The sequence below is a fragment of the Agromyces sp. MMS24-JH15 genome (assembly GCF_043518605.1).
Lineage (GTDB): Bacteria > Actinomycetota > Actinomycetes > Actinomycetales > Microbacteriaceae > Agromyces.
Genome location: NZ_CP171358.1, coordinates 267,849 through 278,139 on the forward strand (window position 1 = coordinate 267,849; position 10,291 = coordinate 278,139).

Annotated in this window: 11 protein-coding genes; all 11 read right to left on the bottom strand. The window is 72.1% G+C overall.

Annotated elements, in window-relative coordinates:
• Positions 1–3: 3 nt before the first annotated feature.
• The 11 genes from ACDF64_RS01315 to ACDF64_RS01365 all read right to left on the bottom strand — a co-directional run bounded on the left by ACDF64_RS01315 (position 4) and on the right by ACDF64_RS01365 (position 10,235).
• Positions 4–351, bottom strand: coding sequence for a hypothetical protein (locus tag ACDF64_RS01315; protein ID WP_394552980.1), 348 nt, complete (start codon positions 349–351; stop codon positions 4–6).
• A complete protein-coding gene (locus ACDF64_RS01320; RefSeq protein ID WP_394552981.1) occupies positions 348–1,244 on the bottom strand; it encodes a T6SS immunity protein Tdi1 domain-containing protein in 897 nt (298 codons plus the stop codon). The genes ACDF64_RS01315 and ACDF64_RS01320 overlap by 4 nt, the downstream gene beginning before the upstream one ends.
• Before the next feature lie 224 nt (positions 1,245–1,468).
• Positions 1,469–2,359 (bottom strand): hypothetical protein, encoded by an 891-nt coding sequence (locus ACDF64_RS01325; protein WP_394552982.1) that lies wholly within the window; start codon positions 2,357–2,359, stop codon positions 1,469–1,471.
• 57 nt (positions 2,360–2,416) lie between these two features.
• Complete coding sequence (locus tag ACDF64_RS01330) at positions 2,417–2,725, bottom strand: hypothetical protein (protein WP_394552983.1); 309 nt, start codon at positions 2,723–2,725, stop codon at positions 2,417–2,419.
• A gap of 220 nt (positions 2,726–2,945) precedes the next feature.
• Positions 2,946–3,479 carry an Imm61 family immunity protein gene (locus ACDF64_RS01335; RefSeq protein WP_394552984.1) on the bottom strand — a complete coding sequence of 178 codons (534 nt, stop codon included), beginning with the start codon at positions 3,477–3,479 and terminating at the stop codon, positions 2,946–2,948.
• 129 nt (positions 3,480–3,608) lie between these two features.
• Positions 3,609–4,190, bottom strand: coding sequence for an Imm61 family immunity protein (locus ACDF64_RS01340; protein WP_394552985.1), 582 nt, complete (start codon positions 4,188–4,190; stop codon positions 3,609–3,611).
• Positions 4,187–8,179: a glycohydrolase toxin TNT-related protein gene (locus ACDF64_RS01345; protein ID WP_394552986.1), complete on the bottom strand. Its 3,993-nt coding sequence runs from the start codon at positions 8,177–8,179 to the stop codon at positions 4,187–4,189. The genes ACDF64_RS01340 and ACDF64_RS01345 overlap by 4 nt, the downstream gene beginning before the upstream one ends.
• Positions 8,180–8,189: 10 nt before the next feature.
• Positions 8,190–8,498: a WXG100 family type VII secretion target gene (locus ACDF64_RS01350; RefSeq protein WP_394552987.1), complete on the bottom strand. Its 309-nt coding sequence runs from the start codon at positions 8,496–8,498 to the stop codon at positions 8,190–8,192.
• Positions 8,491–9,081 (bottom strand): WXG100 family type VII secretion target, encoded by a 591-nt coding sequence (locus ACDF64_RS01355; protein WP_394552988.1) that lies wholly within the window; start codon positions 9,079–9,081, stop codon positions 8,491–8,493. The genes ACDF64_RS01350 and ACDF64_RS01355 overlap by 8 nt, the downstream gene beginning before the upstream one ends.
• A gap of 80 nt (positions 9,082–9,161) precedes the next feature.
• Positions 9,162–9,455: a WXG100 family type VII secretion target gene (locus ACDF64_RS01360; RefSeq protein WP_394552989.1), complete on the bottom strand. Its 294-nt coding sequence runs from the start codon at positions 9,453–9,455 to the stop codon at positions 9,162–9,164.
• A 159-nt stretch (positions 9,456–9,614) separates the two neighbouring features.
• Positions 9,615–10,235: an FHA domain-containing protein gene (locus tag ACDF64_RS01365; RefSeq protein WP_394552990.1), complete on the bottom strand. Its 621-nt coding sequence runs from the start codon at positions 10,233–10,235 to the stop codon at positions 9,615–9,617.
• Positions 10,236–10,291 lie beyond the last annotated feature (56 nt).

A 10,291-nucleotide genomic window follows, 5' to 3' on the forward strand; every position in this document is an offset into this window, starting at 1 on the left:
CCGTCAGCCCTCGCCGTCGGCCGACCAGCCGGGGAATCCGGCGCAGCCCACCGTGAGGCGGATGAAGCCCTCGGTGCGGTCGGTGAGGATCGCGTAGGACGCGCCCGCGTCGCCCCGGTCGACGGCCTCCTGCATGCGGTCGAGGTTCCGCAGCGCGGTCGGCAGCCACTGGGTGAACGCACCGTCCGGCAGGCCGCTCGGGTCCTCCGCGAGGATGCCCCGCACCTCGGCGATCGCGCGCGAGAGGTCGGGCAGGTCCTGAGGCCGGTAGCCGGCGCCGAGGCTCACCGCGATGAGCTGCGTGACGGGCTCGCGCAGGCGGGCGCAGCGCTCGGCGAGCGTGTCGCTCAACGGGCACCGCCGTTCAGCTGGAACTTCTCACGCGGCGTGCGGACGCCATCGCGGAAGGCGCCGAGCCCTGCGTCGAAGTCGACGGCCGAGCCGACGAACAGCACCGACTCATCGGGCGCGACGTAGATCTTGCCGCCGCCTCGCGCGGCGTGCACGAGGCACACGCCGAGCCCGTCGGGCAGGTCGATCACGTTCAAGGTCGGGTTCTGCGTGAGGCCCGCGAACAGCTCGGTGCCGATCTGCACGAGTCGGTCCCGGGAGCCTCCGGCTCCGCCTGCGGAGGCGTCGCCGGCCGCGCCGGAGGCATCCGTCGCGGTTCCCGCTCCGCCCAACTGGAGCGTGCGGCGCACCTGCGGCGACCCCGCCAGCTGGCCGATGAGCGCGAGGTGCTCCCAGAGGCCGCCGCGGTGCAGGTGGTCGGCGGTGCCGGGACCGCCGAGCACGAGCAGCGGCACGAACCCGAAGCACTCCTCGAATCCGGGCACGCCGTCGCGATCGCGCGCCGCCGGGTACGGCTGCCACTCCCAAACGGACTCGAGGTCGGCCGGGCGCTCGATCGACGCGACCAGGTCGTCGAACCCGGCCCCCTCGATGACGTCGGTCGCGCCGAGGCGCGACTTCACGACGAGGAAGATGCCGTTGACGTGCACGACCAGGTCGCCGAGCGCGGTCGTGAACAGCACCGTCGATCCCTCGGGCAGTCCGAGCACCCCGTCCAGCGCCTGCGCGGCACGTGCCGGGTCGACGAAGCGGAAGAACCCGTCGGCCCCGACCTGGCCCGCACCGTAGCGGCGCCAGGCGTCGGCGACGCCGGTCGGCACCTGCCCCGCGAAGCGCGCGATGGTCTCCTCGGAGATCGGCGCGACCGGGTCGAAACTGCGGAACGATGTCATGCGGGTCTTCCTCGCTTGCGTCTCTGGGATCTCAGCACGACGGCCGGGCGGATGCCCCGGTCCGACGACGTGCGACGGGCGGCACGCCGCCCCGCGGAAGTCTACCGATCCATGCCGCTGCGGGAATGGGCAGGGGTGCCCATGCGGACAGGCCCCCGGACGACGACACCGCCGCCACGTGATCCTGCAGCCGTCGGGCGATCTCCCGCGCGGTGATCACGTCGTCAGGGCACGCGCGAGAGTTCGACGCCCTGCAGGTCGGCGAGTTCGGTCCAGAGCACGGATGCCTCGTACACGCCCGCGTCCGTCTTCGTCAGCTGCAACGCCTCGGCCTTCGTGACATCCCGCCCGAGGTAGACCAGTCGCGCCCGGTCGCCCGTGTACCGGTCGATCACCTGGAACGGCAGACCCCGCCACGTGCAGGTGAACCGCACCGCGGCGATCTCGGTCACCTCGCCGAGGTCGACCTCCGCCGCCCAGAGGCCGCGGCTCGTCTGCGCCGTGTCCGGCAGTTCCTCGAACGACGAGACGCTCACTCGGCCGTCAGGCAGCTCGTCGACGAATACCCGGGCACCGCGCCAGTTGCCGAACACGTTGAGCAGGGTCGATGGGACCCCGCGCGACTCCGGCTCGAGCGCATACTCGCCGACGGCGACCCATCCCACCGCGACACCGGGGAACACCGCGACGAGTTCCTCGTGCGCGTCTGCGTAGATACGCCACAGTTCGGTCCCCGCCGGGATGCGGACCGGATCGAGCCACCAGAGCGGGATGAGCCCCTCCGGAACCCCGCCGACGAACCCGGTGCCGGTGAACGGCGGATGATCGATGAAGGCACCACCCGTCAGCGCAGCCCCGGTCTCGTCGATGCCGCCCGTCGCCGCGGTGACCCGCACGTACGGGGTGATCGGGATGCGCACCACGTCCAAGAACGGGAACGACGGCGCCAACGGCGACCCGTCGAATCCGAGCCCGTGCAACCGGAACACCTTCTCGGGCGTGTCGGCCCACGCCGCGTGCTCCGCCTGCACGACGTAGCCGCACACCACCTCGTTGCCGTGCACCAGCCACGCGCCCTCGCGCGCCGGCATGACCGCCTTCTGCAGGAACCTCACGACCCGGAACCGCCTCTCACGTCCTGACCATCACACACCATCGGAGCCGCGCGGGTGTCACTGCTCATTCGGACGCACGTCGGCGACGACGACCTCTTCGAACTCGGACAGCTCCGCCAACGGGATCGCGTCGTGCCAGACGCCCGCACCCTGGAGCCCGTCCCACTCCCCGGTGCGGGAGAACCCCGGCAACATCTCGGCCCAGTCCGGATCATCGCCGTCGTAGCGGACGGATGCGGTTGCGCCCGGCGTGTCCTGCCTCGTCCAGCCCCGGATCTCCTGGTCATCTCGATCGTGAAGCGCCAGTATCTGGAACCGGCCGCCATGGAACGTGGCAACCGGCCTGACGGAGATCAGCCGCTCCACGTTCCTCCGCGGAGTACGAACGACGTCTCGCGCTTCCAGACCGTCACGGACCCAACCGATCGTCGCGATCTGCGACCGAGACGGCATCAAGACTGCGTCCAAGCGGTCCGGCGCGATCTCGCGATCCGGCCACCCTGTCGTAGCGAACCACTCGCCACGAACGAGTGCGAACGGCCCACCGGACCGGAGCCAACCCGGCCCCGGCCACCCGAGACCGTCGTCACTGGACGACACGAACCCACCCCATCGCGTTGAACACGCCCACCAGCACCTCGGAACCGTCCAGCTCGATCCGCCACAGCTCCGAGCCGGGCTCGAACGCGTGCGGCACGGGATGCTCGAGTTCGTACGGATCCGCCTCGGCGTAGTAGGAGAACTTGCTCGCCTGCGTCGCGCTCACGAATACACGCCGCATCCCGGACCGCGTGTCGACGAGGGCCGTGTAACCAACGGCGTCATCGTCCAGAGCGAAGCCCGGCGCAACGCGGCGATCCGCGCCGGGATTCTCGAGACATCCCAAGCCGAGTCGCGCCCGGATCCCATCGCCCAAGATCACGGTGAGGTAGCGATCGATGTCGGTGGCGACCGGTGAAGCGACCTCGATGCCTCGATCCTCGCCGCGGACCGTCCGGCGGATGCTCACCACACCATCGGCGATGGCGACACGTCGAACCGTCTCGCCATCATCGACGAGAAATCCGGACTCGTCGGCTCGAACCCATGCCACACGGAACGGTTCGAGCCAGTCCGCCAACGCTTCGGCGATGGTCGTGAGCGACTCGGTCAGCGCGGGATCCTCTCATCGATCAGATCGTCGATCGACGGACACGTCATCCTCATGGCGAGCCGATTACTCAGCACCCGCGTCGCCTGAACCGGGACGTCAGGATCCCAGCTCGGCTTCGCTGGCTGCCAGCCGCGCGGCCGCTCGAGCCGTCGTGCGACGAGCGCGCTCGACCCCATCGCGGAACACGCCCCCGTCGGCGGCCTCGAAGGACTCGCGGATCTGCGCGAGCGGGACGTCGGCGTAGTGCGAGAACTTCACGATCGGATGCCCGGTGCGATCGACCATCTCGACCGAACGACGCACGCCGGAAACCCCATCGACCAGCCCCGTCCAGCGCCCCTCCAACCGGACGACCTGGAACGGCTCGGCAACCTCATCCACTGCCGACGGGAACTGGATCCGCTCATAGCCTCGACTCGAGCGCAGGTCCGATCCGATCGTCACCGTCAGGTACCGCTCGACATCGAGCCGATCAAGGGAGCGGAGCTCCGGGACGTCCTCGCCCGAGCGCTCGGCGCGGGACACCAGCCAGCGCCCGTCGGGCAGCACCGTCACCGGATAGCGGATCTCACCGCCCTGATCCGAGACGGTCACCCGATCGGGTTCCTCGAACACCGCGTTCCCCGCCAAGGCGATCCACTGGGCGAACTCCGCGCTGAAGACCTCATCCCCGCTCACACGATCACCTCCTCTTCGAGCAGCATCTCCACACTGACGCGGTCGCCGAACTCGTCGGTCACGAGCAGCTGGAGCCCACCGGCATCCCGACCGAACGCCGGAGCGATCTCCGAGATCTCGATCCGCCACCCGGCAGGCAGATGATCGGTGAACTTGTACTGATGGTATTCCTTCGCCAGCGAGCCGATCGGCAATCCTCGGTCCTCGAACGATGCCGGCCTGCCGTCGATCCGAAGCCCGAGGTAGTCGCCGCCTTCCGGCCCGACCCGGTCGAGCGTCCGCCCATATGCGTCGATGAACGCGCGCAGGTTGGTGAAGTGGACCCTGGTGCCGGCCACGGCGCCCTCGTTCGGCGGGTACACGTCCCAGTTGCGGGCGGCTTCGACGTAGCGGGCGTCGTACCCCGCCTTGTCGAGCGGCGTCCCGGTCGCGGCGTCGTGTCCCCACGGATGCGCGGGGTCTCGTACGAGGTCGTTGCCGACCGGGTGCCCGGTCGGGATCGTCGGCGGCGTCGAGGTGCCGTGCGCGGGCAGCGGCGTGCCGTAGTTCGGGTTGTCGGGGAGGTCGGCGACCGTGTACTTCGTCCATCCGGGACCCTCCATCGCCGACGAGTGCATCGGATCGGTCCCCGCGGCGATCGAGTCGGCGACCCGGCCGGCGCGCTGCAGCGCGTCGGCGCTCGCGGCATCGTGCGCCGAGTCGGAACCCGAGGGTTCGACTCCGGCGTGGGAGGTGCCCGCGTCGGAGGTGCCCGCGTGGGAGCTGCCCGCGTGGGAACTGCCCGCGTCGGGAGTCGTGGCCGGCTCGGGCGCCGCGAACGGCTTCGACCCGTCGGGGTTCACCACGTGCTCGGGCTGGATCGAGGCGTCCCAGACGGTCGCGGTCGGCTCGTGCGGCGGCCACGGCGTGCGGGTGCCGGTCTGCGCGTCGAGCGCCCAGACGGTGGTGCCGTCGAAGTACGCGTTGAACCAGTGTCCGTCGCCGACGGCCCGGTCGATGCCGACGACCACGTGCGAACCCGCGCCCTGCGCCCGCAGCGAGGACTCGATCTGCGCCGACGTGAGCGCCGTCTGCGGCAGGTTCGTGCGCGCCTCCATCTCGGGGATCCCCAGCGTGCCGGTGGATGCCTCGGTGGTCGCGTTCCCGTTCAGGAAGTCGAAGAGGTTCGACGACGTGTTGCCGCAGTTGGTCGCGTACCCGTTCATCGGATCCGACGGGTCGTAGTGCGGGTTGATCTGGCCCAGCGCCTGGTCGATCTCGGCGATCGAGCGCTCGGAGATCGCACTGTGTGTGTCGGGGTTGTTGGCGTCGGGGCTGTTCGCGTCAGGGCTGTTCGCGTCGGGGGCCGTCGCGTCCGCACCGGTCGCGTCCGCGCCGTGCGGGTCGACGCCGTGCGCGTCGGCACCGGCCGGGTGCGCGGCGCCGTCGCCGGCGGAACCGTGCGCTGCGGATCCGTCGGAGCCGTGACCCGGGGTGGCCGGCTTCGCGGGTGCGGAGGCGTTGCCGCCGTGCGCGGAACCGGGCGTCGCGGGCGCGGCCGGCGCGTGCGCGCCGACGCCGCCGAGGAGCGACGCGAGCCCCGCGGGCCTCGCGAGCGCCGCGACGCCGGCGGCGGCCACGGCCGCCCCGCCCCCGACCGCGGCGATGTGCTCGGGTGCGATCGCGTCGCTCCCGCCCGCCGACTCCTGGCCTGCGACATGGTGGCCGGTTTCGGGAGCGGATGCCTCGGCCGCCGCCGTGTCGGTCGTGGTCGCCTCCGGCGCGGTCGAGTGCGACGCGTCGGTGTGCACGGATGCGGGGGCGTGCGTCGCGCTCGCGTCGTGTCCGACGACCGTGTGCGCGGTGGTCGCCGGGGCGTCCGGCGTCGTCGCGTCCGGCGTCGTCGCGTCCGGCGTCGTGAGGGCGGTCGCGTCCGCGGCAGCCGTCGTGTGGGTCGCAGCCGTGGTCGCCGAGGCGCCCCCGTCGTGCGCCGGAGTCGCGGTGGCGTCGGGGGCCGCGTGCGAGGAGACCTCGTTGGCGCCGTGCGACGGGGTCGCATCGGGCGTCGCGTGCGACGACGTCGTGTCGGGAGTCGCGTGCGACGAGACATCCGGCGTCGAGCCGTGCGACGGGGTCGCATTCGGCGTCGAGCCGTGCGACGGGGTCGCATCCGGCGTCGCGCCGTGCGACGGGGTCGCATCCGGCGTCGCGCCGTGCGACGGGGTCGCATCCGGCGTCGCGCCGTGCGACGGGGTCGCGTCCGGCGTCGCGTGCGACGAGACATCCGGCGTCGAGCCGTGCGACGAGACATCCGGGGTCGCGTGCGACGGGACATCCGGGGCGCCGCCATGGCCCGAGGCATCCGGTGCACCGTGCGAAGCCGATCCCGCATCGGGCGCCGACACGCTCACGTCGACGCTCGACGGCGCGGCGGACCCGCCGCCGCCCCCCGAAGCCGAACCGGCCGAGGGCGCGTCGATGTCGACGTGGACTCCGCCGCCGTGCGCGGCCGCGGAACCGGCGCCGGCCGAGACCGCCGCCGGAATGCCCGACGCGTCGGGGTGGGCCGAGCCGGACCCGCCGTGCGCGCCCGAGCTCGAGGCCGCCCCGGCTCCCGCCGGGGTGGGCGCCTGAACCGAGGGATCGACCGAGCCGACGCCGGTCGGTGCGCCCGGGCCCGACGGGGCGTGCCCGCCGCCGGGCAGCGCCGCCTTCACGCCGTGGCCGGCGAGGGTCAGGCCGCCGCCCAGCAGGGCGCCGAACAGCGCGCTCGACCCGGGGTTGAAGTCGTTGCCGGTCATGCCGGTCTCGGCGAGCGCGCTCGCGAGCCCGTCGACCGCGCCGCCGACCGTCTCGCCGGCCGTCTCGCGAAGGACGTTCCGCAGGCCCGTCCCGCCCTGGCCGCCGAGCACCCGGGAGACGGGCGCGGCGAGCGCGCCGCCGGCGAACGCCGAGACGAAGGCCACGCCGACGTCCTGCGGCGTGTAGCCCTTCTCGTTGCGACGGGCGTGGTTCACGGCGGCGGTCGCGAAGCCGCTCGCGAGGCCGGCCTGCAGGCCCTCCTTCGCCATGCGCAGCGCGCCGCGCACGAGGACGCCCGAGATGCCGCGCAGGCCCTGCAGGAACGTCTTCAGGCGCATGATGAGCTGGGCGATCTTGACGCACCAGCGCATGACGGTCGAGGTCGCCTTCGCGGCGGTGGCGAGTGCGCCGATGCCGGCCGTGACGATGCTGAGCAGGCCGCCGATCGCGAGGTCCGCGGCGAGCTCGATCGCCATCTGGCGGAGGAACCAGCCGAGCTCCTCGCGGGTCTGCCGCAGCTGCTTGCGGAAGTCCGCGATCCACTGCTTCATCGCGTCGGCGCCCTCGGTGAGGCGCTCGAGGCTCGTCGACAGGCCGTTGCGGCACGACAGGATCGTGGCCCGCTGGGGCAGGACCATCGACTGCGTGTTCGTCAGGCTCCCGTCGATGCGGGCCTTCGCACCGCGCAGGCTCCCGGCGAAGGTCCCCCACGCGTCGGCCGCGTTCTGGAGCTTGCCCTCGTCACCCGTGGGGATGACGACGCCGACCTGGTGGAGTCCCCACTCGAGGAACTCCTGGAACTCGCCGAGCGGACCGGGCCATCCGGGCCCGAGCGCACTCGGCACGTGCGAGGTCGAGTGGTCGATCCGCGGCGTCGACGTCGCCGGCCGAGCCGTCGCGGCATCGAGGCCGGCGCCCGGCTTCTGCGCGCCGTCGTAGGACCGCGCCGTGTTGGACAGTGCGGAGTCGAGCAGTCGGAGGCCGTTGGTCACCGACCGGACTGCGTCGATCGTCGGACCGGCGACCGCGTCGTAGCCGTCACCGCCCTCGCAGAACTCCTCCGCCGAGTCGTCGTCGCCCGCCATGCCGCCGAGCCCCCGGAGGCTGCTCTCGAGCGCGGCGATCGCGCCGTCGATGCTCTGGGCGATGCCGTAGACGTGGTCGCCGTCCTGGACGAGCCGCGCGGGGTCGAGTTTCACCTGTGCCACTGATCAGCCCTTACCCGAGGTTCGCTTCGATCTTGGCCCACGACGTGTCGAGGGCATCGATGGTCTGGGAGTACGCGTCGTGCGCGACCTGCACCTGGTCGTGCAGGCTCTCGGCGACGTCCTGCATCGCGGCGGCACCCGCCGCCCACGCGGCGAAGGACCCGAGGAAGGCCTGCATCGCCGGGCCCTGCCACTCGGCGGGCAGCATGTACGCGAAGGCGCTCGAGCCCTCCTTGAGTGCCGAGCAGTAGTTCACGAGCTCGGTCATGGTCTGCGCGAGCTGCCGGAGCTCGTTCGTGTCGGCCTGCTGATCAGACATCCGTTCCGCCCTTCGAGGCCTGCTCGCCGGCCCGATCGCCCGAGAGGTACGGGCCGACGCCGATCTGGTCGTCGTCGCCGTCGTGGTCGGAGTCCTTCGACCCGCCGCCGGTCGCCTGGCCGGTCCCGGCCCGAACGCCGAGCGCGCCACCGCCGAAGTGCTCGACCTCGGCATCGCCCGCGTAGTCGCGGCCGAAGAACTCGGCCATGTCCTCGGCGCGCTCCTCGCCGCCGGCGACGCGCTTCCCGAGACCGCCGACGTTGCTTCGCACGGAGACGAAGCCCTGGCTGCCCTGCGCGAAGCCCTTGCCGATGCCGGCCTCGGTCGAGGTGTAGGTGGTGTCGGCCGCGACGAGCCCGTGCTGGAGCTGCGTGAGCGCGAGCCGCACCTGGCCGGCGATCTGCTGGAACGTCGCCCAGTTCTCGTCGAACTTGTCGGCGTCCTCGCCGACCCAGGTCGCGTTGACGGTGCGCCCCACCGCGCGATCGACCTCGGCCAGATGCGAGTCGAACGTCGCGACGGCAGTGCCGATCAGCGACGCGACTTCGCTCAGCCGGTCGGCGCGAACCTTGAAGGAGACCATGTCCGATCCTTCGCTCGTAGCAGGTCAGGACGGGTGCCGGCGGTCATGGCCGCCGGCACCCGGTTGGTGCGTGGAGTGGATCAGCCGTTGAACGTGCCGGCGATCGCGTTCTCGTTGTCCTCGTAGGACAGGGCCGCCTGGTTGAGCAGGTCGCTGATGCCCTGGAGCGACTCCTTGAGCTGGAGACCGGCCTGGTCCCACTGCGAGTACAGCTCGTTGAAGCTCTGCGACGCGGCGCCCGACCAGTCGCCGGACACGAGGCCCTCGACGAGCGACTTCAGGGTCGAGAGCTGCGACTCGATCGACTGCGAGCCGCTGGAGAGCTGGCCCGCGACGCCGGCGAGGGAGTCGGATGAGACGCGGATGTCCGCCATGGTGGTTCCTCCATCAAGAGAGATCGTGACCGGTGCGCCTCACCCGGAGAATCACCTCCGGTCCGTGCGCCGAGTTCACGTTAGCCGGTTTCGACTCGCCGACCGATGGGGAGGACTCCCCGTGTGGATGGATCGCCCGTTACTCCGAACGCGGACGGCTCAGGCGGCGCGCAGTTCGAAGCTGAGGTCGCCGAGCCAGATCCGGTCGCCGACGAGTGCACGCACCCGGGTCCCGTCCGCCTCGAGCGGCGTCAGGAGCCCGGCGCGCTCGAGGCGCGAGCCGTTCGCCGACCCGGCGTCGCTCACGACGACGACGCCGTCGGCCACCTCGAGGAAGAGGTGGACTCGCGAGACCGACCGCGTGTCATCCTGCACCTCGACGGCGCGCGCGCCCATCGCGAGCGCGGTGTCGGCGGGCTTGCGCCCGATGATCGCCGCTCCGGTCACGACGACCCGCTGCCCCGTGGAGAACGCGAGCTCGACCTGCTCGACCGGAGCCGGCGCGGCCGGGGCCTGGGGCACCGGTGCGTGGTCGGCGCCGGGCTGCTGCCACGGCAGCGAGCGCGGCAGCGGCACGGGCTCGATCGGTCGGGGTGCGCCGGGCGCGGCCTGCGCGGCTGCTCCGGGCGGCGCGGCGGCCGTGCGGGGCTGGCCGAACTGGGGCGGCGCCGGCGGCCGGGCGGGCGCCTGCGACTGCGGGATGAGCTGGCCGCATTGCACGCAGAACATGCTGTTCGGCTGCAGCGTCGCGTCGCAGTAGACGCAGTGCGCAGAGGCCACGGTGTTCCCTTCGATCGCGGGCGGGCGCCCGGGTCAGTCTATGTTCGGTTCCCCGG

Bases quoted from the DNA above. Each gene is read 5' to 3' on its own strand.
- ACDF64_RS01320 (WP_394552981.1), bottom strand. From the start codon at position 1,244: ATGACATCGTTCCGCAGTTTCGACCCGGTCGCGCCGATCTCCGAGGAG.
- ACDF64_RS01350 (WP_394552987.1), bottom strand. From the start codon at position 8,498: ATGTCTGATCAGCAGGCCGACACGAACGAGCTCCGGCAGCTCGCGCAG.
- ACDF64_RS01355 (WP_394552988.1), bottom strand. From the start codon at position 9,081: ATGGTCTCCTTCAAGGTTCGCGCCGACCGGCTGAGCGAAGTCGCGTCG.
- ACDF64_RS01360 (WP_394552989.1), bottom strand. From the start codon at position 9,455: ATGGCGGACATCCGCGTCTCATCCGACTCCCTCGCCGGCGTCGCGGGC.